The following is a 20,781-nucleotide window of genomic DNA, read 5'->3' on the forward strand; positions in this document are numbered from 1 at the left end:
ATTCAATCATTCTATCATTCACTCATTCAAAATTAGGTTAACTGATACTCAGGCAGGCTCATGAGCGCTGCGGTGAGGGTATGAATGCGTTCAGTACGCGACTGATCGGGTTTGGTTTGCTTTTCGATGGTGGTGCGTTGTTCGGAACGAAGCGGAAAGGGCAGCAGGGCATTGGCAATGGCATCGGTCAGGTCGGCGTCGGGTGTTTTGGCAAAGGCAGCTTCAAAACTTGACCAGTCGATCTTGGTTTGAAAACGATTCCCTCCTTTTCGGGCTAACTGCTGCGCATTTATATCGCCCTCATCTTTAGGCTGAACAGTCACTTCAGCTGACTTCAATACGAAGCTGGGCAATTGCATCCGAAACAGCAGGCTCGACGAATCGATCCAGTTTTTACCACCGGGCCAACCGGCTACGTTAGGTGGATAGAACAAAATCTGCCCAAGTGTCCGTTGCACAAATACCTGCGACTGCGGTTGTTCAAACTGTACACCCAGCATGTGACGTAGTCCCGCCAGTAACTCGACCGGCGATTTGATGTGGGCGCCAATATTTTTAGGATCGTAGAACCAGTCGGCGTTGAAGATCGTCTCCATCAGTCCGGCAATGTCGTAACCACTTTTGTAGAAGTGGTCAGCTAGCTCATCGACTCGTTTGGCATCTTCCGTTTCGTTGACGAAGAACCGGTACAGTTTGGCCGTAATAAAACGGGCCGTCTGCTTATTCTCCAGCAACATTGCTATGACATCGTCGCCGTTGAAGGTACCCGTTTTCCCGAAGATTATTTTCTCCCCATCATCGTGGACTTGCTGTCGGAAGATAAACTGACCGTCGAGAGTGAACTGCCAGCCTGTAAATGCCCTGGCCGCTTCTTTGATATCGTGTTCCGAATAGTTACCGCGACCCAGCGTAAACAACTCCATGACCTCCCGGGCAAAGTTTTCGTTGGGGGCATTTTTCCGGTTCTGCTGGTTGTTCAGAAACTGAAGCATAGCCGGTGATTTCGAAACGGCCATCAGCAAATCGCCAAACTTACTAAGGGCATTCTGGCGGATGACATTGGCATACTGCTGCATAAACAGCGGGTTGCGTCCCTGTGTGCGACAGGCAAAATGGCCATGCCAGAACAACGCCATTTTCTCGCGTAAGGCGGCTTTGCCCGTGGCCATATGATCGAGCCATTGCAGATTCAGATCGCGCACTTTTTCGGCATTCTCCCGAATCCGCTCTTTAAGCATATCGCGGTCGAGTTGTCCATTCCGAAACATCCCCTTCAGTTGTTTTTTGGTTTCGTTCTGATCCGGCTCCACCACCTGTAGGTCCGTTACGGTCTCACTATCCTTAAACAATTGACGGACCGCCTTTCGCAATGATTTACGCGATGCTTCCGACAACTCAGTCGGCGTAGCGCCAAACCCAGCCCGGCTATAGAGGTAGCGCAGCCGGGCAATATCCTGTTCGTTTTTTGTGAATATATCCATCCGCGAAGCAGTTGAGCCTATAGGATTACTCAGAAAGCCAAAGGTTTAACATCAAGTTATTAAAAATCATGTTACAGTGGTGTCAGATGCTCACATCTGACACATCGAGGTTTCTCAAAATCGAGTGCATCATTAGGTTTCTCGAAACCTCGCAGGTCGGGTTTAAGAACCCGACCTCACTCAAGTTCAAGTAGAGCCTAAGGAATCAAAATTGAAAAACTTCCGTTAGATTAGTGAAAAACTTCCGTATACGATGGCTATAACTGCTGCTCATCATTCCTTATCGGGCTGGGGCTTCTCTACCAGTGATCTTATTATACAGGCTCGCCAACGTCTGCCGCGTACTCGTATCGATCAGATTGCGGCTATGGGCGGTTTAACCAAGAAAGAGATAGCAGTTGTCTTAGGCATCACTGAACGGAATCTGTACAATCAGCATCAGGGCGACCTATCTGTCCAGCTTTCCGAACGACTGTTGTTGTTAGAAAAGCTGTTTGAGCACGGGCTCGCTGTCTTTGATCATCAACAGGCCGTGTTTACTACCTGGCTACGAACCCCCCTGGCCGAACTAGCCACACCCGAAGTTGGATTCGCACCGCCCCAAAGCCAATATACACCCAAACCGATTGCCGAGATGGGTACGAAACAGGGGCCTCCTGATTTATCGACTCCGGGATCCGTTCGGTCTTTGCTCCCATCTCAGCCAGAAACGTCGGCAGTCCGTCCTTATCCAACCCCATTATCACTATTGGATACAATTACCGGCTGTAAGTTGGTCGATAATGTATTTACTCGTATCGAAGCGGGTGTGTTTAGTTAAGACAGCCTATCAATCTACGTGAAGGTTTATCGCATTTTAAAAGAGCCCTACTGGCATGACCCATTATCGGTGATAGGGGCTGAGATTGCTGGTGGACGCTGGAACCCACCGGGCATTGGGATTTTATATACGGCTACATCGCCCGCGCTGGCTTTGCTGGAAACAATGGTTCACTTTCCACGAGTAAGCTATGACCAACTGCCTCGCCTACGGCTCTTTACACTCGACATCCCCGATGGCGAAGTCCGCTGGATTCATCCTGATTTTTTACCAACCGAGTGGGCGCATCCAACGGCATTGCCTATCACCCAGCTAGTACTCATGGAGTGGCTCCAACATCCGGTTGACTTCGGCTTAGGCGTTCCTTCGGCGGTTATGGATTTGTCGTACAATATCTTACTGCACCCCCGCCACCCACTTTACCAAACGATCACGATAACCGGTGAGCAGGACATTGCTTTGGACAAACGCTTATGGTCAACTACTAACCAGTAGCCACCATGGTCACAAACAAAACAGCCACACCTAGTTGGCGTGGCTGTTTTATTTAGAAAGCCGAATTATCAGTTCTTCATCAATGAGTCACTTCGCCTAAGTAAATCCTTATTCCTAACCTCGAAAGGCTCATACATCTGCTCAATTTCCTTATCCGTTTTATAAAGAATAAAATTGACAGAAGTAAACGGGTATGTTTTAATATCAGGTCTAGCCCCCGGTATCGTTGAAGGAAAATTCATTAAATTAACAGCCATGCATTCACTGATACGCAACGTATAAACAAACAAAGTTTGCCCCTTCAAAAATGGTCGCCAGGGAGAAGAAGGGCTTGAATAGGAAGCGGCAGGGAACGCACGAAATGTTTTTCCAGCCTCTTTTTCAATCATTGAACGAAGGCTATCGAATGAGCAAACTTTTTCCCAAACATGAAATTGATATTCCAGAACAGGGCGCTCATATATGTCTTCTGGACGTTCATAACTGTCTAAAGCAAATCTACCTTTGCGTACTTCATTTTTCAACGTCAGGCTAATTTTTGGCTTATGCTGAAACAGACTGGTATCCTTTATAAATATCCCGCTTTCAAAACGCATATGATAAGCATTGGCAATTTGTCCCACTGTCGCTGGGTAAGGTAGGCTTAAATTCCCAAACCGAAATTCGCCCGCAATACAAAGGGGCGTCTGGCTGGCAGGAGACTGGATTTCAACACCACCATTAAGAAGGACTAGCATACCTAATAATATTCTTGACAAGGCCATTTGGACTAGGTTCGTATACAGCTAATGTGCCTGTTTTCTATTTTGAGAATTGCTTGTAACGAACGTCGTTATCACCTACAAGAACCATATGCTCTTTCCTATCCAGTATTTTAAAATAATAAGTAAAGGCCGAACGTAATGTATCATTATGAGAATTCCATATATATATATTCCGGATAGAATGTATATCATTGAATCTATAGTCTTGTTTATATATGTAAAGCCAAAACCCTATAGATGTATCATGATAAATACCTGAAATACCATTTCGATTTAAAAACTTTAAAGTTGATAACAATTTGGCTATCTCTGCAGATTCCATCCCCTTAAATCCCTCATTCAGGATGGATATCGAATCTATTTTCCCTAAATTTTTTCGCCTAAATAGTAGCGTGCTATCAAGTTTTTTGATGTAACAATTTGTGAATTCTTTAGGCTCTACAGATTCACACAATTTTCGTAAAAGCAACATAGAATCCTGAACGGATTTAGACGGGTCTTTAAATACCAAATAATCCCTATCGGTAGGCGATTGGCAAATAAAATATAGGGGCAAGCTAAAAAAAAGCAAACCTAGCCATCTTAGGATTGATATTACTTTCATAAGAAATGTATCTGGGTTGTTTATTCCATGAATTCATTAGCTAGTACTGGCTCATTCCTCGTTTAATTTCAGTCGCCGATTGCTTGTAAAAAAATCGCACTTCGGGCAGGCTTGCACCCCGGAAATTTGGCTTATTGCGAAAACCAACGGTAACGTCCTCACTTAGCTTTGCCAATCCATAATGATGACGCCCGCCATCTGGCATCAATCGAGCTATCGGCTCTTTCTTTTGCGCATCTGAAAGCGAATCCGTCGAGAATGTCAGCTTACAATGGCATAGCCGCTCTACATTGTGCCTGACGGAGTCAGAACTTATTTTCTTCCCGTCATACAATAGCACATACGAAACAACATCTCGATCATATAGCGCTTCTTTCGGCTGGTGTTCATTCCAGTAATCTCCACTATGAACTATGATATCAATTGACATTTCACGCCCTTCGTCTTTACGGTAATAGTACCCTGGCGACCTAAATGAGAGTTTGTATCGGTTAAAAGCTTCCTCAACGGTGATAGGGAACGCCAATGATTCTCTATCAAATGAAATAGAGACCGGTTGGCTGGATTGGCTTTGACAGGCAGTTAGGGAACCGATAAAAAATACGGCAGTAAGCAGCTTTATTATAATTCCGGGGAAACTCATTATAGAGTATTGCTTAGGCCAATTAGACAATTCTCCAAGTCGTTTTGTCACATGAGGGATTTACTTTAGAAACCTGTCAATTATCAGATTAATGCAAATTAATCTCACAGCTCAGGGTTAGCCGCAACATTAGTCACTCATTTCTCGTATCTATACATGTACTTTTATAGGTGGTCTGTAGGTGACCTTATTCTCTTATGATTCACGCTTTACGGCCTTTTCAATACAGACTTTTTGGTATTCTGGTACTGGCAGGTATTCAATCCATTGTAGCTGCTCAGTCTTTACCCTATTCGTCGGCGCAACGACAACAGATCACGCAACTTCGGCAACTGATTCAGCAAGCCCACGATGCCAGCTATAACCGGGCCGTTTCGCTGGCTAAGCAATTGGGAAGGCCGTTGCGGGAAGTACGGTCAAACGGACGAATTGTGGAACTAGTCGGTGTCGATGATTTCGGGAATTTACTGTATCAGGGTACAACCGTCGTAGGGAATGCACAGGCGGCTACTAGTACCCGAACCTCGTCGCTGTATTCGGGTGGGAGCTTAGGATTGAATTTGTCGGGCAGTAGTGCGTCGGTGCAAAACAAGCTGGGTATCTGGGATGGGGGCGCTGTATTGAGCAGTCACGTCGAATTAAAAGGCCGCGTTACGCAGAATGATAAAGCCAGTACAACCGTTGCCGATGAAGAACACCCTACCCACGTAGCCACCACCATGATCGGTGCTGGGGTGAATCCACTGGCTCGAGGTATGGCATTTGGTGCCAAATTACAGGCCTGGGATTATTCGAGCGATGTGTCGGAAATGACGACTGCTTCGCCGAATCTGCTGGTCTCTAATCACTCGTACGGCTCATTGGCTGGGTATCAATACAACCCCGATCTGACGGGATCGACACAATGGCAGTGGTATGGCGATACAACCGTCAGTCCGATCTACGACTATAAATTTGGGCTGTATGATTCACGCTCCCGGAGTTGGGATCAGATTGCCAACGCAGCTCCCTATTACCTGATCGTCAAATCGGCGGGTAACGACCACGGGGCTGATGGCTATCCTGGAGGTGGGCAATCGTACTACCTGGTGAATCATAACAACAAACTCAGTACTGTAACCCGCGACCGACAGACGGGCTATGACCAGATTTCGACAAACGGCGTAGCGAAAAATATCCTGACCGTCGGTGCCGTAAACGATCTGGCTTATGGCTATAATCAACCGTCGGATGTGAAACTCGCTGACTTTAGTAGCTGGGGACCAACCGACGATGGGCGGATAAAGCCGGATATTGTGGGGATTGGCGTCAATGTGCTGTCGGCCAACTCCAGTAGTGATAGTGCCTATGTGAGTCTGAGCGGCACATCAATGGCATCGCCCAACGTATCGGGATCGATATTACTGCTTCAGGAATATTACAATCAGCTTAATTCGGGTAAGTACATGCGGTCGTCTACCCTTCGGGGGCTGGTACTGCATACGGCCAGTGAAGCTGGCCCATCGCCCGGTCCCGATTATCGATTTGGTTGGGGGCTTTTGAACATGGAGCAGGCTGCCCGAGTCATTGGCAATACCGACCAGAGTCATTTGCTCAGTGAACGAACGCTCAATCAGGGTCAGCGGGATACGATTCAGGTAACAGCATCGGGAAAAGGACAACTTGTGGCTACTATCTGCTGGAACGACCCGGCCGGTACAACCGCGGCCTCGCTGAACAATCGTACCCCAAAACTTGTCAATGACCTTGATGTACGCGTGAGTGACGGCAGTACCACCTGGCAACCATGGATCTTAGACCCCGAAAATCCGGCCAATACGGCTACGCATGGCGATAACATTCGCGACAACATCGAGCAGATCTTGCTGACTAATACCGTACCGGGCAAAACCTATACACTGATCATTTCCCATAAAGGCACGTTGAGCGGCAGTAAGCAGGATTACGCTCTGATAGTGAGTGGCATTGGCGGAAACGTGTATTGCGAATCGAAAGCGACATCGACTGCCGACACCAAAATCAGCCGCGTACAGTTTGGCACGATCAATCAGGCGGGTGCCGATGGGTGCACAGCTTACACGGATTTTTCGCAGGTTAGTACAACCGTTCAGGCAAACCAGCCCATTCCACTAATTGTATTGCTGGGTACGTGCGGGAGCGTCAAAAACGTCGTTGTCAAAGCTTTTGCCGACTGGAATCAGAATGGCAGTTTTGATGATGCGGGCGAAACTATCGCTACGTCGGGCGTAATACCCAATTCGGATCAGTTTTCGACGACAGTAACGATTCCAGGTAGTGTTCAGAACGGGCAGTCGATTCGCTTACGGATTGTGGCAACCGAAACGGATAATCCAACCAACGTGGTGGCTTGTGGAGCGTATAGCAATGGCGAGACACAGGATTACACTCTGAATATCATTCAAACTCTCAACGATATTGGAGCAACCGCACTGGTGTCGCCCGATGCCAATTTCTGCGGTCTGACCACTTCCGATCTGGCAGTAACGGTTCGTCTGCACAATTACGGTTCAGTCGATCAGGCCAATGTGCCCGTCACGGTAAAAATTACGGATGCCAACAATACCGACTTAACGACACTGACCGGTACATTGCCTAAACTAGCCGCTTTCCGAGACGGCATTTTAACCCTGAACAAACCAGCCAGTGTTTCCTTGCTGGCCGGGCAAACCTATCGGTTTACGATAACGACTGGATTAAGCACCGATCAGAATACCGCGAACAATACCATCATTGAAACCCGTACCACTGGCATCGCGCCAACCAACGGACTCTTTACAGCTACCCGCTGCGGCTCCGATACGGTTATTTCACTCCGAAACACAGGTGGTGGTACAGCTTACTGGTACGACACACCCACGGGTGGCACGCTGCTGGCAGCCGGTAATCAGACATTTGCGCAACGGGCACCGTCGGGCGGGCAGTTCTACGCGGCTCTGAATGATTTTTCAGCAACAATCGGTCCAGCTACTAAAGCGGCATTTGGTGGTGGCACCTACTACGGGGCTTATGTGCCGGCTCCGCTTATTTCTACGACGGTTCCGCTCGTCATCGAAAGCGCGCGGCTTTATATCGGCGATGCGGGTCAAATCACATTTACGGTCACTAAATATGATAACACAACGGTTTCCAGTGTCACGCTGGACGTCACCCCTACCCGCGATCAGAGTTTAACGGCTACGACCAGCAATGGGAACTTGCTGGATGACCCCAACGATCCGGGAGCCGTTTATCCGCTCAATCTACGCATCCCGGCAGCGGGCGATTATAAGATTACGATTTCCTATTCGGGTGGAGCTTCCATCTTTCGGAGTAATAGTGGGGTTACGGGGCTTCCTTATCAATTGAAATCACAGAACGGCCAACCCATCGTGACCCTCAAAGGGGCCTTGTTTAACAGCGGTACCTCTACCGATACCTTGACCACCTCCTGGTATTATTTCTATAATCTAAAGGTTCGGTCGCTCGACTGTCCAAATCCTCAACGAACGCCCGTAGGTATCTCCACAGGTGCCTACCCGACGGCGTCGATCAGCCCATCGGGCTCAACCAGCATTTGCCAGGGTTCCAGTTTAACCTTACAAACAACAAATGCGACCGGGTTGACTTATCAATGGTACCGGAATGGTCAGCTTATTTCTGGCGCTACGAGCAATATACTCCAGGCAAACACAGCGGGCAATTACACCGTACGAGTAGCCAATACCTGCCTGCCGATAAGTTCATCGGCCACCGTTGTAGCAGTCAATACACCTCAAACTCCGGCGGTAACGGCCAATGGCATCACCCTTTCGTCCAATGCCGTTGCAACCATTCAATGGCTACTGGATGGGGTTCCGATCAGCGGTGCTACATCGGCCAGTTATACGGCGGTAAAATCAGGACGCTATTCGGTGCAGGGAAATGTAAATGGCTGTGGCGTAGCCACGTCCAGCGAAGTGGTCATAACTATTCTGGCCACTGAGCCTGCCAGTACTGAAGAAGAGTTGAATGTATACCCAAACCCAGCTAATAAGGAACTGACCATTTCCTGGACAGTATCGTCACTACCCAAGTCCCCCGGTGTTCAACTCACCGATTTACAGGGACGGGTTGTTCGCACGGCTACGTTACAAAAAGATGGCAAAAGTTATTCAACGGTAGTTGATGTAAGCGACCTTCCCGACGGTACGTTTTTTGTGGTTGTTGAAGACGACCGGACGCAAAGCGTTCAGGTAAAACGGATTCGCAAACACTAATTATAACGACATCTGGCACGGCTCTACCAGTATAGGTTACGTACGCATTATCAGGCTCAGTTTATCTATTTCAGGGGATTTCCTCTGTTGATGAGCCTGGTTTTGGCTTTTTTGTCAGGAGCTACGACTAGCCCCGTTTGGGCGCAGCATTTCCCATCGAAAGCGGTACCGACCTGGCAGACCGATTTACTGAAGCGTTACGAAAAGAACCGCAAACAAACACGTCAATTCGCTCGTCGATACCATTTACCAATCCGCAAAAATTATTCCAATCAGCGTGTTCTTACCCTTCAGGAAATCGACCCGTTAGGCCAGCCGGTTTATTATTCCCTGCATAATGTTGAAGCCGCTCAGGGTACCCGAACTCAGGCATTACAGGGAGGAGGTTCGCTACCGGTTGCACTATCGGGCAATTCGGCAGCTATGGCAGGGCGATTGGGCTTATGGGATGGCGGTCGGGTCCTTAGTTCACATCAGGAGTTTACAGGCACTGCTTACGGAAGTGCCAAAATCAGTCAGAAAGATAATGGCACGTCTGTAAATGACCATACTACCCATCTGGCCGGAACACTAGTAGCCAAAGGTGTCAATTCCTGGGCAAAAGGGATGGCTTTTGGGGCTCAATTATCCGTATGGGATTATACCGACGACATTACTGAACTGACAACGGCAGCTCCTAACCTCCTAATCTCCAATCATGCCTACGGACCCGTGGCTGGCTGGATTTATAATGAGTCACGACCAGGTACTAATCCAGACCTGAAATGGGAATGGTGGGGTAATCCATCCATTAATGCGACCGAAGATTATCTGTTCGGCTTTTATTCTACCAAAACCCAGGATCTGGATAAGCTGGCGTACAATAATCCGTTTTTTCTGATGGTCCGGTCGGCCGACAACAAACGAGCAGAAACGGGTCCGCCCGACGGTACGGCTTATTATCTGAAAAATACCGATGTAAAAAGTACGGTAGCCCGGAGCCATAATGAGGCCTATGACGTGATTCCGGCCGATGCAACAGCCAAAAATGTGCTGACGGTTGGTGCAGCCAATGTAAGTTATACGAATCAAAATCAACCCGTACTCGTCGGATCAGCCTCATACAGTGGCTGGGGCCCTACGGATGATGGCCGGATCAAACCCGATTTGCTGGGTGTCGGGACCAGTGTTCTATCATCGTTGGGTAGCAGTACAACCGATTATGGAGCTTATACCGGCACGTCGATGGCATCGGCCAATGTCTCGGGTTCCCTGTTTCTGTTACAGGAATTATACACTCGGCAACGGACTGCCGGTGTTCTATCCGGTGGGCAATTCATGCGGGCAGCTACCTTAAAAGGACTGGTTCTTCATACTGCCGATCGGCCTAATCCCGAAGCCGGGCCCGATTACCGTCAGGGTTGGGGGCTTCTCAATACCGAAGCAGCCGCCCGTATTTTACTGAATGAAAATCGGGCGCATCTTATTCTGGAGCAAAGCTTAACCCCTGGTAGTACATTCACCAAATCAGTTGTTGCCCAGGGCAATGAACCCCTCGTCGTAACCATTTGCTGGACTGATCCAGAAGCAGCAGCGACCAGTATCACGCCTACATCTGTCAACAGTCGTAACCCTAAACTTATCAACGACCTCGATCTGCGAATTAGTGATGGGCAACAGACGACCTTACCATTCGTCCTGAACCCAGCTCAACCAGCCCAGGCCGCTGTCAGGGGCGACAATATTCGTGACAATGTGGAGCAGGTATACATTGCCAATCCAGTTCCGGGAAAAACGTATACAATTACGGTTTCATACAAGGGTAAAATGACGTACTCCAGTCAACCCTATTCCGTCATTGTGAGTGGGCTTTACCGAGTGAATTGCACATTAACGGCCAACATTCTATCTGGTCGGGATACCACCCTTTGTCCTGGTGCAACCTTGCTAGTACAGTCTGACACGATTTCGTCGGGTCTGCAATACAAGTGGTTTCGGAACGACACGCTCCTGGCGGGTGCTACGAAGTCCAGCTACCTGATAACCCAGACGGGTTCATACAAACTTCGTGTTACTGCTGAGAATGGTTGCTCAGCTACCTCTCTGCCAATGCAGGTAACTAGCCGAACACCCGAAATCATACTGACACCATCGGGCAATCAATTGCTTTGTGGTATTGATAATCCCCTACGGTTGACAGCGATAGCAGCAAAAAGCGCCAACCTTAATACGGCTACGTTCGACTGGTTACTGGATGGCTCAGTCATTGTCAGCGCCCACACCAGTACATTCAATGCCAGCCAGGCGGGTCGTTATCAAGTACGAGTGAGCCAGAATGGTTGCCAGACATTGTCCAATGAAACCGTACTACAGTCCTCTACCGTCGGTAATCTTTCGCTGGTACCCGAAGAAACCGATTTATACCTGCCACAGGGCGCCACCGTTACGTTGAAAGCCCCAGTCGACACAGACTATCAGTATCAATGGTATCGAAACAACCAGGCGATTGCCAATGCCCGCCAATATAGTCTAATTGTTGCTCAGGCTGGTGTTTATAAAGTGCAGGTTACTCAACAAACGTGCATCGGCTGGTCGACTGAGCGTTCGGTACGGACAACAGCCCTTCTCACAGCTACTACCCTTGACCCAACTAACCAGCTTATGTTTTACCCTAACCCGGCAGAAACGACCTTGTCAATCCGTTATGTCAATCCAGCCTCCCGCCAGGTGCAAATTGGTATATTTGACCTACATGGTGTTTTACAGCAACAACCCCTTTCTTTATCTGCGCCCAACGGGCAATTTGAAGGATCTATATCGGTTCGTGATTTGGCCCCCGGCTCATATATTCTTCAACTCACCGATGGACTCAGTTCACAGACTGGGCGGTTTGTCAAGAAATAGTATGATCAACGCTTTGTAGAACACTGCAAATGCAAAAAGCCAATGACCGCTATGTGGCCATTGGCTTTTCTGGAAACTTGTCAGTTTACTTTCCTTTCCCTGAAGCCCCATCCTGAGCAAGTGCCATTTTTACAGCCTCGTACAGGTTGACAATACCACCGGTTTTTGATAAGGTATTGAAGGCGACTAAATCATTCGATTCGGGCCGGGTTACCTTAGTCGTATAGGGTGTTGCCGATTGCAGAATAATGCGTTTAATATCGGCGTAGGTTAGCTTGGGAAAATACGCTTTCAGAACAGCGGCTACTCCGGCTACTACCGGCGAGGCCATACTAGTACCACTATTGTTTTCATATTTACTGCCCGGTACGGTCGAATAAATATCCTTTCCTGGCGCAAATACGTCTACGTTTTGTTTGCCATAGTTGGAGAAACTGGCAATCAGTTCAGCGTTATTAGGCTCGGCGCTGGCACCTACCGTAATTACATTCGGGATGGCGGTTCCATCTATGAAGCGAGGAGCCGGATAATTCGCGGCCGTATCGATGTCTTTGCCATCATTTCCGGCAGCATGAATCATAAGAACACCTTTCGAAAGGGCATACCGCTCCGCATCTTCAACGGCTTTACGCTGGGGAGAGTAATCCTTCCCAAAGCTCATGTTGATAATCTGAGCCCCATTATCGACGGCGTACCGAATGGCATTAGCTACGTCTTTATCACGTTCATCACCATCGGGAACAGCCCGCACACCCATAATCCGTACCGCGTCGGCTACACCCATAATGCCCAGATTGTTCGTGCGGTCGCCCGCAATGATACCCGCTACGTGGGTACCGTGGTCGGGCCGTGGGCCTGCAATATCGGCGTTCCCATAGTCGCGCTGATTCAGATCATTTGGGTTGTCGCCAACAATCGAGCGTGCGTCGAAATCGGGATTGTAGTTGTACTCGGCACGGGATTTCAGTTGCTCGTTATACTTCTCCAGTTCACCCAGCACTACATCGGCATCAGGAGCATTCTGCTGCTTCAGCAACCGCAATACTCCCAAAACCGGGCGCTTCAGGGCTACATCACTCAGTGTATCGGCCGCCTTACGAAGCGTCAGCGTATCCAGCGTTGTTACGTGTAATACTTTTTTGAGGTTATCAACCGCCGATGAGTACTGGCTATAAAACTGACTGATCCCCTGATACTCTGCTTTATACTTGGATTGATTTTTCTCGACCTCAGCCTTTGCTTTTACATACTGATCATACTCTTTCTGTTCGTCGGGCTTCAGACTTTTCCGGTCCTTTCCCTCATACTTAGGCTTTAGCTGCACATATAGCCGGGTCACTTCAGCCGTTTCGTAGCTAACATTTTTCCCGTCTTTACCACCAATGAAGTTCCAGCCATGAACGTCGTCTACATAGCCATTTTTGTCATCGTCTTTCCCATTACCGGCTATCTCTTTCGGATTGACCCACAATATCCGTCGTAGATCTTCGTGGGTAGTATCAATTCCACCATCAATAACGGCTACAATGACAGGAGTTGGCTTACGATCTTTCAGGAGTTCGCGATAGGTACGCTCTACGCTAATTCCAGCCGTATTATCGGTTTTATCTTGCAGATACCACTGCGTTTGTTGCGCCAGCGCTGCCATCGAAAACAGACAGGCCGACGCACTGATAAGGAGTTTCTTCATGAATTGATAACAAATAATCTTCACAAATTACGAAGAAATGACCGATAAAAAGGCTTAAAAGTTGTTAAATGGCTTATAAAATCATAAGCTTTTAACGTTCGTTGGGGTTTCACTGGTTACTTATGGCTGGTGTTCTGATAGTGTTCACCCAGCACGTCTTCGCCCCAATCGTTGGTCAAATCCCGAACCACGGTATGAATGTGATTAGCGTTGGTTTGGGTATTATCGTATTCGATCAGGATGGTTGGGCCATGAATCCGGTAATACCAGCCTTTACCCGCGCCCAGTTCAGGAGTTAGGTCACCGGCCCAGGCAAAGCGAAGATTATCCAGTCCGGCTTTTTCGAGCTTGTCCATCTGCTGCTTGGCCAGCGTAATTCGGTAGACAGCCAGATACGCCTGTAATAAATCCTTGAACAGTTTCTTCTGCGAGGCATTCATATCGGCATACTTTAGCCCGTCCATTTTTTCCAGCGAGGCTTTCCGTTTGTTGCTGGTCACAATTTCCGGATATGCCACCGGATCGAGTACCACCTGTTTCCGTTGCTCATCGGTGAATGTTTTCAGTAAGGCAAATGCTCGTTCGGTTTCCTGCTTCAGAATTTCCCGGCCTTTTTGGGGCAGATCATTTACACGCGGGTCCGACATGCGCTTGTCGGCCATCTGGGTATCATACCGCAACACACCGGGGTTGCTGCCAAAAAAGGTGGGCGAATAGGCCAGGGCTTTTCCATCGGCACTTGAAAAGTTCAGCGATAGATGGTGCCCTTCAATACGCCAGCCCCAGGGATCTTTGCTCGACGGATCACCAAAGATAGTGATTGAGTAATTTTCTGGATCGCGATACGTATCGTTCGGCGGGCGATTATCAATCACCCGGAGGACGTTTTCCATATCGATAATGGAGGTCACTTTCTCATACCCCTGCACACTTAGCCCGGTTTTAACTAAATCCATGGCGGCCTTTCGTTGTTCGGCCGTCATTTCTTTCAGCGGCAGACCTTTACGGGTTCTGGGTACGAAGTGCCAGTTGAATCGTTCTTCATCGCCAAACGCGAAAATCGCTTTTTGCTTCTGCTCAGGCGTAAGAGACGCCAGATATGTTCTGGCAGCATTAGTCATCTCGTCTTTGGTGCGCTGTTGAACAGGCAGTGTACTGGGTGAAGGGGCAATCTGGCCCAATACTTGTAACTGACCAACCAAGAGGCAGCCAACGAGAAAAAATATGTGTTTCATAGGAGAAGGGCATTTATCCAACAAACTGTAAAGAGGCTTACGGGCTGCATTTACCTATTGATTAGAGTCCTAAGATTTACCGTTCTGCCGAAGTCGGTTAATTATATCCAATTGTTTTCCAACAACCCGAGTATTTTCCTTGTTAAACGCATAACTCACTGTCACAAACTACAAACATGTCTACCCGGCCTCCGAACAACAGCACGGGTCCACTCGACCACCTGTCCTTGCGCTATCTGCGGCAGGCACTGGATATGTCGCATCCGAGCGATGAGCCTTTTGTATTCAATCCTATTGAACAACGGGTTATTCGGCGGGCCAAACTGGCGACCCTTGTTATGGCTACTCTGCTAGGCATTTTTGGGGGATTATTACTTTATGTGCCCCAATATACCTGGCCCGATCTGTTCAGCACAACGACGGTGTGGTTGTTTGGTAATTCGTACGAATTACCGCTGATTACTGCTTTATACAGCATTCTTCTGGTTTATCTGGAAATCAACCTGTTGTTGGCCATAAACAGATGGGGCGTTAAAACGATTATGGAAATTTGTCAGTTTCCACGAGCACATGATGCTCAGTACGAACGGCATTTACAGGCACTTGAAAAGGCTGCGTTTGAAAAATCGCAACCGGGCTTTCTCCGTTTTGGCATCGACCCCTATCTGACCATGCCACGCTGGGGCTTGACCCTGTTTTTCCTGTTGAACGTTGTTAAAGCTTCTCTAACTGCACTGGGCTTACGGCTGATTCTGCAACCATTTATTGGCTCGTATGCTCTCGACTTGATTGGCCTGCCTGTTTATGCACTTTGGAATGCTTGGGCATCCTGGCAGGTCTTGCACGAAACACAGATACGGGTGATGGCTCCCACAACGATCCGGGAGTTTGTCCATGAACTTTTCGAAGAATGGGGCAAAAACGACCAATTTCGCCCACTGATTATGGAAGCCCTCCAGTTTATATTTGTGCTGGACCGCCCCTATAATTATGCCCACTTTCTGCTGACCGAAACGGTGAAAGATCGGTTTGAGCTTACGAATGATATGGGTGTTTCAAACCAATTTACTGAGCAAATACAAAAAATACCGAGTGCAGTACATCATAGTCTGGAACGGTTGATTGTATTCGGGGCGCTGATTGATGGCCATTTGTCGCGGGCTGAAAAAGGCCGCATCCGTCAACTTCGTAAAAGCGGTTTTATGAGTTATTCGGTCAAAGAAATCCAGCAAATGAGCACCGATTATAATCAGGGGCGGGGTCTGTGGGTCTGACGGATAAAAGGCTATACATAAAAGGCCCGTCGAATCTAGCGGATGTGCTGGCAGGTTTATCTATTCAGGTTAGGTTATTCCTGTTCTACCACATCATTTTTTCGGACGCGAACCTCATTAATCCGTTTATCATCGGCTGATAGCACCTGAAAAACAAACCCGTCGTACTTTGTTTCGTCACCTGTTTTTGGAAGCCGATGAAACAATTCGAGCAGTAGCCCTCCCAAAGATTCACTATCACCCTGCACCTCTTCAAAGGTGGTAGCATCGACATTCATAATTCGGCAAACATCTGTCAAAGGCATCTTGCCTTCAAACACAACGGTTTGAGAATCTTCGCGCCGATAGCCGACAGGCGTTTCTTCATCAAATTCGTCGTTGATGTCTCCAAAGATTTCCTCGATAACATCCTCTAGCGTGACCAGACCACGGGTTCCTCCGTACTCATCGACGACAATAGCAATATGAACTCGTCGCTTCTGAAAGTCCTGAAGTAAATCATCTACTTTTTTGTTTTCTGGAATAAAGTAGACCGGTCGCAGCAGCGATTGCCAACGGAAGCTATCCGATTCATGAATATGCGGCAGTAAATCTTTAATATACAAAATACCTTCTATTTCATCCAGCGACTCGCCATACACAGGCACCCGAGAATAACCCGATGCATTGATCTGAGCCAGCAATTCACTAAATGGTAGCTGATCTCTGACGGCTGAAATATCGAGTCGGGCACGCATCACCTGACGGGCCGTCAGATTGCTAAAGTTGACTATTCCTTTCAGAATCTCTTTTTCCTCAACTGTTGCATTCACACCAGTCAGCTCCACAGCCTGACTCAATTCTTCGACTGACAATTTGTATCCCCGTCGCTGAATGCGTTTATCAACCTGATTACTCAGATTTACGAGCATCATGGCCAACGGTCGGAAAACCATCAGCCCTATCTGCGCTAACGCTGCCGTCTGGCGAGCCACCGTCAGGTTATTCTGACTGGCATACACTTTCGGTACAATTTCACCAAACAAGACAATGGCTACTGTCGTTGCCAGCGCCACCCCAATCAATAGCCAATTGGAACCACCCGACCCTTGCGAGAACTCCCAGGTCAGGTAAGTGACAATAACGACAATAGCGATGTTGAGTAGATTATTGAAAATTACCAGCGAAGCCAGCAATCGCTTCGGTCTTTCCAGAAGCTGGGCTATACGTTGGTCAGGCACTTTAGAGCTCTCCCGACACTGTGCGCGATCATCGGGAGAAAGGGAGAAGAAAGCTGCTTCGGACGCCGATACCAGACCGGCTAGCGTCAGTAGCAGTAAAATTAAAGCCGTATAAGGGGCGTATAAATCAAAATAGGTGCTCCAGCCATCTACGGCTGGGAGCACCTGTCGAGGAAGTGGGTCACCAGGATCCATGTATATCAGTTCTCGTTCAACAATAGAGCGTCGGGGTAGCGATTAGAATGGGAGGTCATCATCACCACTATTGCTCTCGAAAGGCACAGGTTCCGGCTCTTTACGGCGGTCCGGCGTTCCGGCTGGCTGTTGCCGAGGAGCCGGAGCAGCTTGCTGGCGGGGAGCACTTACGGGCTGGGCAGGGGCCGCCTGCTGGCGAGGAGCTTCATACGAAGGCTCATCTGCCCGATCACTGTTCGGGCTACCCAACAATTGCATCGTATTGGCCCGAACGCGTAGCGATGTTCGTTCTTTACCTTCCTTATCCGTCCAGATTTCTGTCCGCAACCGGCCTTCCACATAAACCGAATTACCTTTCTTCAAGTATTTTTCAGCCACTTTGGCCTGTTCATTCCATAACTCAATCCGAAACCACTCTGTCTGCTCTACTTTCTCGTTATTTCGGTTAGTAAATTTCTCGGTAGTGGCGACGTTGAAGGTAGCTACTACAGCTCCGCCATCCAGGTATCGTACCTCAGGATCGGCACCCAGGTTACCGATTATTATCATCTTATTAAGACTTGCCATGCTCTTTGTTCTGTTGGTTATGAATTAATTATGTGGCGTTTAAGAAGAATAAAGATACCGAATTATACCGATTTATCCAAGCAGATCCTTCAAATAGTTTGTAATCAATACGGGCTTAGGAAGTTGACTTAGGGCTTCTTCATCAAACCAGTGCAAGTCGCTGGACAAACGGGAAATAGCTTCTTCTGGTAAATCAATCAGATAAAATCGGGCACGTATCCGCTGATGCGAAAGTAACTGCATGGCCTCAATCGGCTGATCGGCCAACGTACCCTGTGTTACCGTTTCAAGGATTGGTTCAGGTAACGACAATTGACGCCAGAAAGATTCCATTTGATGCTCTAAAATGCTTCCTGATGCAAATTCCGTGGTTTCGAGTAAGTAAAAATCAAACAAATTCTGCCAAACATCACGGGCGGTTCGTTCGTGCATAGCCAGTTTTCCATTATGTCGAAAAACCAGGTACGTAAAATATCTCTCTCGAACAGCTGCTTTCTTCGCCTTGACTGGCAACAGATGCTGTCGCCCTGTTTGGTACGCTACACAAGCCTCCTGCAACGGACACAACAGACAATCCGGCCCTACGGGTGTGCAATGAATTGCTCCAAATTCCATGATGGCCTGATTGTATGTAGCCGGGTCGCCAGCCGACTGGATTAGCCGATTGGCTAACGTGGCAAAGGTTTTCTTTGCCGATGTGGTCGTAATGTCCTCAGTAATCCCAAATACCCGGGCCAGTACACGGTACACATTCCCATCTACTACCGGCACCCGCTCGCCGAAAGCAAAGGAAGCCACAGCAGCAGCCGTATAAGCGCCTATACCCTTCATTTTCAGCAGATCATGATACGTAGACGGGAACTTGCCGCCTAACTGTAGAGTTACATAACGGGCTGTCTGATGCAGATTCCGAGCACGGGAATAATAACCCAATCCCTGCCAAAGTCGAAGTAGTTCACGCTCATCGGCGCGAGCCATATCGTCAATGGTTGGATAGGCAGCCAGGAACCGTTCGTAATACGGTTTTCCCTGTGCTACGCGGGTTTGCTGAAGGATAATTTCCGATAACCAAATGCGATATGGATCGCGGGTATGGCGCCAGGGAAGATCACGTTTATGCGCTTCGTACCACCTCTCCAAAATAGGCGCGAAGGTGACTTCAATTTTGTTAAGGTCTGATTGCCAATTCAAAATAAAACAAAAAAATAGAACGTTAGCAGGAAAAATGGAAGACCGGACTTTTTAAATTTATAGGAAAGCCCTACCTTTGTGCTCCCATTTTGAGACCCGAATTTTCAACAACACAGAAAACGTTAAAGTTTAAGAAGTCGTGACGAAAGCAGATGTAATTGCCGAGATCGCCGATAAGACTGGCATTGATAAGGCAGAAGTAACAAACACATTGGAAACCTTCTTTTCAGTAGTTAAGGACTCATTGGCCGAGGGAGAGAACATTTATGTGAGAGGGTTCGGCAGCTTTATCAATAAGAAGCGCGCTAAGAAGGTAGCCCGGAATATCTCGAAAAACACCGCTATGGTAATTGACGAGCACTTCATTCCGAGCTTCAAACCCGCCAAGGTTTTTGTTGAACAGGTAAAAACCAGCGAAAAGGCAAAAGTAACTGCTGAGTAAGCAACCTTGCTATGACGGCTTAAGCTGAGCCATTCAGGCCAGGCTTTGCCCGTGACGACCATCCATGATGAATAAATCCGTGCTGCTTGTTATCGTATTGGCTTCGGCCCTGACGGTGGGGTTATACTCTTTACCAAAGGTAGTCGTACGAAATGATAACAAGCAGCTTGGTGGTCGCTCCATGCAGGCCTCCAGCCCCAATCAGCCAGGTGTAGAATCACCCAGCGAAGCTACCAGCGGCTCCGGCGCATCCGTACATGAAAAGCCCTTATCGGCCGACCAACAAAAACGGCTGACCGCGCTGGAGACTGAGTTTACCAAGGCTAGTTCTGCTCAGAAAGAAGCCATCGGCGAAAAACTGATTACGCTTCTGCACGAGATAACCCGTTACGATAGTGCGGCTTATTATGCAGAAGAGTTGGTTAAATCGGTTCCGAGCGAGCGCAATTTGCTACGAGCTGGCGATGCCTTTTTTGAAGCCTATGGGTTTGCTGTTGATGAAAAAAAATCGGCCTTACTAGGTCAGAAAACCCGGGATTACTACGGGCAGGCTTTGGCCAAAAATCCAAATCTGCTGTCAGCCAAAGCCAATATGGCAATGACCTATGTGAATACCGACTCACCGATGCAGGGCATTATGCTGCTGCGGGAGGTGATCAAACAGGACCCGACGAATGAACTGGCTCTGTTTAATTTAGGTTTACTGGCCATGCGGTCGAATCAGTATGAACGGGCTATCGAACGATTCCGGCAAATTCTGGTTAATAATCCGACCAGCCGGAAAGCTCAGTTTTACTTAGGCGTAAGTTTAGCCGAAGCGGGTCAGAAAGCTGAAGCCCGGCAAGTGCTGGCTCAAGTGAAAAAGCAGGAGAAAGACCCGCAAATTCTAGCAGCCGTTCAGGAATATGAAGAACGGCTCAAATGACGAATGTACGATGGGCAATGTAAAATGAAGCAGGCTCTGATCCACTCATTATACATTATTCATTTTTCATTATACATTAATTATAAGGGCTAAACT

16 protein-coding genes are annotated in these 20,781 nt (G+C 48.1%); 7 read left to right on the forward strand and 9 right to left on the reverse strand.

Annotated elements, in window-relative coordinates; all coding sequences use genetic code 11:
- Positions 1 to 32: 32 nt before the first annotated feature.
- Complete coding sequence (locus ACYVFD_RS12045) at positions 33 to 1,481, reverse strand: DUF1800 domain-containing protein (protein ID WP_461090304.1); 1,449 nt, start codon at positions 1,479 to 1,481, stop codon at positions 33 to 35.
- 253 nt (positions 1,482 to 1,734) lie between these two features.
- Here ACYVFD_RS12045 and ACYVFD_RS12050 point away from each other — a divergent pair, with 253 nt between their 5' ends.
- A complete protein-coding gene (locus ACYVFD_RS12050) occupies positions 1,735 to 2,301 on the forward strand; it encodes a hypothetical protein (RefSeq protein ID WP_461090306.1) in 567 nt (188 codons plus the stop codon).
- An 18-nt stretch (positions 2,302 to 2,319) separates the two neighbouring features.
- Positions 2,320 to 2,796, forward strand: a complete 477-nt coding sequence (locus tag ACYVFD_RS12055) for an RES family NAD+ phosphorylase (RefSeq protein ID WP_461090308.1) — start codon at positions 2,320 to 2,322, stop codon at positions 2,794 to 2,796.
- 68 nt (positions 2,797 to 2,864) lie between these two features.
- Here the strand turns inward: ACYVFD_RS12055 and ACYVFD_RS12060 are convergent, their stop codons facing one another.
- The 3 genes from ACYVFD_RS12060 to ACYVFD_RS12070 all read right to left on the reverse strand — a co-directional run bounded on the left by ACYVFD_RS12060 (position 2,865) and on the right by ACYVFD_RS12070 (position 4,807).
- Positions 2,865 to 3,533 carry a hypothetical protein gene (locus ACYVFD_RS12060; protein WP_461090310.1) on the reverse strand — a complete coding sequence of 223 codons (669 nt, stop codon included), beginning with the start codon at positions 3,531 to 3,533 and terminating at the stop codon, positions 2,865 to 2,867.
- Between the two features lie 64 nt (positions 3,534 to 3,597).
- The gene (locus ACYVFD_RS12065) at positions 3,598 to 4,164 is read right to left on the reverse strand and encodes a hypothetical protein (RefSeq protein WP_461090312.1); all 567 of its coding nucleotides are present in this window, start codon (positions 4,162 to 4,164) and stop codon (positions 3,598 to 3,600) included.
- 40 nt (positions 4,165 to 4,204) lie between these two features.
- Positions 4,205 to 4,807 (reverse strand): hypothetical protein, encoded by a 603-nt coding sequence (locus ACYVFD_RS12070; RefSeq protein WP_461090314.1) that lies wholly within the window; start codon positions 4,805 to 4,807, stop codon positions 4,205 to 4,207.
- A 197-nt stretch (positions 4,808 to 5,004) separates the two neighbouring features.
- Here ACYVFD_RS12070 and ACYVFD_RS12075 point away from each other — a divergent pair, with 197 nt between their 5' ends.
- Positions 5,005 to 9,063, forward strand: coding sequence for a S8 family serine peptidase (locus ACYVFD_RS12075; RefSeq protein WP_461090316.1), 4,059 nt, complete (start codon positions 5,005 to 5,007; stop codon positions 9,061 to 9,063).
- Between the two features lie 90 nt (positions 9,064 to 9,153).
- Positions 9,154 to 11,946 (forward strand): S8/S53 family peptidase, encoded by a 2,793-nt coding sequence (locus ACYVFD_RS12080; protein WP_461090318.1) that lies wholly within the window; start codon positions 9,154 to 9,156, stop codon positions 11,944 to 11,946.
- An 85-nt stretch (positions 11,947 to 12,031) separates the two neighbouring features.
- Here ACYVFD_RS12080 and ACYVFD_RS12085 read toward each other — a convergent pair whose 3' ends face one another.
- Together ACYVFD_RS12085 and ACYVFD_RS12090 are read right to left on the reverse strand one after the other, a co-directional pair.
- On the reverse strand, positions 12,032 to 13,636 hold the full coding sequence (locus tag ACYVFD_RS12085) for a S8 family peptidase (protein WP_461090320.1): 1,605 nt from the start codon (positions 13,634 to 13,636) through the stop codon (positions 12,032 to 12,034).
- A 116-nt stretch (positions 13,637 to 13,752) separates the two neighbouring features.
- Entirely contained in the window at positions 13,753 to 14,871 is a 1,119-nt protein-coding gene (locus tag ACYVFD_RS12090) for a DUF3500 domain-containing protein (protein ID WP_461090322.1), read from the reverse strand.
- Between the two features lie 176 nt (positions 14,872 to 15,047).
- Here ACYVFD_RS12090 and ACYVFD_RS12095 point away from each other — a divergent pair, with 176 nt between their 5' ends.
- Entirely contained in the window at positions 15,048 to 16,145 is a 1,098-nt protein-coding gene (locus ACYVFD_RS12095; RefSeq protein WP_461090324.1) for an LBF_2804 family protein, read from the forward strand.
- Between the two features lie 74 nt (positions 16,146 to 16,219).
- On the opposite strand, the gene gldE is transcribed toward ACYVFD_RS12095, so the two are convergent.
- From gldE to mutY, 3 genes are all read right to left on the reverse strand, one after another.
- Complete coding sequence (gldE, locus tag ACYVFD_RS12100) at positions 16,220 to 17,560, reverse strand: gliding motility-associated protein GldE (RefSeq protein WP_461090326.1); 1,341 nt, start codon at positions 17,558 to 17,560, stop codon at positions 16,220 to 16,222.
- 42 nt (positions 17,561 to 17,602) lie between these two features.
- A complete protein-coding gene (locus ACYVFD_RS12105; protein WP_461090328.1) occupies positions 17,603 to 18,127 on the reverse strand; it encodes a single-stranded DNA-binding protein in 525 nt (174 codons plus the stop codon).
- Between the two features lie 72 nt (positions 18,128 to 18,199).
- On the reverse strand, positions 18,200 to 19,318 hold the full coding sequence (mutY, locus tag ACYVFD_RS12110; protein ID WP_461090330.1) for an A/G-specific adenine glycosylase: 1,119 nt from the start codon (positions 19,316 to 19,318) through the stop codon (positions 18,200 to 18,202).
- A gap of 139 nt (positions 19,319 to 19,457) precedes the next feature.
- Here mutY and ACYVFD_RS12115 point away from each other — a divergent pair, with 139 nt between their 5' ends.
- Positions 19,458 to 19,760, forward strand: coding sequence for an HU family DNA-binding protein (locus ACYVFD_RS12115; RefSeq protein WP_080059271.1), 303 nt, complete (start codon positions 19,458 to 19,460; stop codon positions 19,758 to 19,760).
- Between the two features lie 67 nt (positions 19,761 to 19,827).
- A complete protein-coding gene (locus ACYVFD_RS12120) occupies positions 19,828 to 20,685 on the forward strand; it encodes a tetratricopeptide repeat protein (protein ID WP_461090815.1) in 858 nt (285 codons plus the stop codon).
- Positions 20,686 to 20,781 lie beyond the last annotated feature (96 nt).

Source organism: Spirosoma gilvum, assembly GCF_054776815.1.

Bases quoted from the DNA above. Each gene is read 5' to 3' on its own strand.
- ACYVFD_RS12085 (WP_461090320.1), bottom strand. From the start codon at position 13,636: ATGAAGAAACTCCTTATCAGTGCGTCGGCCTGTCTGTTTTCGATGGCA.
- ACYVFD_RS12090 (WP_461090322.1), bottom strand. From the start codon at position 14,871: ATGAAACACATATTTTTTCTCGTTGGCTGCCTCTTGGTTGGTCAGTTA.
- ACYVFD_RS12070 (WP_461090314.1), bottom strand. From the start codon at position 4,807: ATGAGTTTCCCCGGAATTATAATAAAGCTGCTTACTGCCGTATTTTTT.
- ACYVFD_RS12060 (WP_461090310.1), bottom strand. From the start codon at position 3,533: ATGCTAGTCCTTCTTAATGGTGGTGTTGAAATCCAGTCTCCTGCCAGC.
- ACYVFD_RS12105 (WP_461090328.1), bottom strand. From the start codon at position 18,127: ATGGCAAGTCTTAATAAGATGATAATAATCGGTAACCTGGGTGCCGAT.
- ACYVFD_RS12120 (WP_461090815.1), top strand. From the start codon at position 19,828: ATGAATAAATCCGTGCTGCTTGTTATCGTATTGGCTTCGGCCCTGACG.
- ACYVFD_RS12045 (WP_461090304.1), bottom strand. From the start codon at position 1,481: ATGGATATATTCACAAAAAACGAACAGGATATTGCCCGGCTGCGCTAC.
- ACYVFD_RS12050 (WP_461090306.1), top strand. From the start codon at position 1,735: ATGGCTATAACTGCTGCTCATCATTCCTTATCGGGCTGGGGCTTCTCT.
- ACYVFD_RS12095 (WP_461090324.1), top strand. From the start codon at position 15,048: ATGTCTACCCGGCCTCCGAACAACAGCACGGGTCCACTCGACCACCTG.
- ACYVFD_RS12075 (WP_461090316.1), top strand. From the start codon at position 5,005: ATGATTCACGCTTTACGGCCTTTTCAATACAGACTTTTTGGTATTCTG.
- ACYVFD_RS12065 (WP_461090312.1), bottom strand. From the start codon at position 4,164: ATGAAAGTAATATCAATCCTAAGATGGCTAGGTTTGCTTTTTTTTAGC.
- gldE (WP_461090326.1), bottom strand. From the start codon at position 17,560: ATGGATCCTGGTGACCCACTTCCTCGACAGGTGCTCCCAGCCGTAGAT.
- ACYVFD_RS12080 (WP_461090318.1), top strand. From the start codon at position 9,154: ATGAGCCTGGTTTTGGCTTTTTTGTCAGGAGCTACGACTAGCCCCGTT.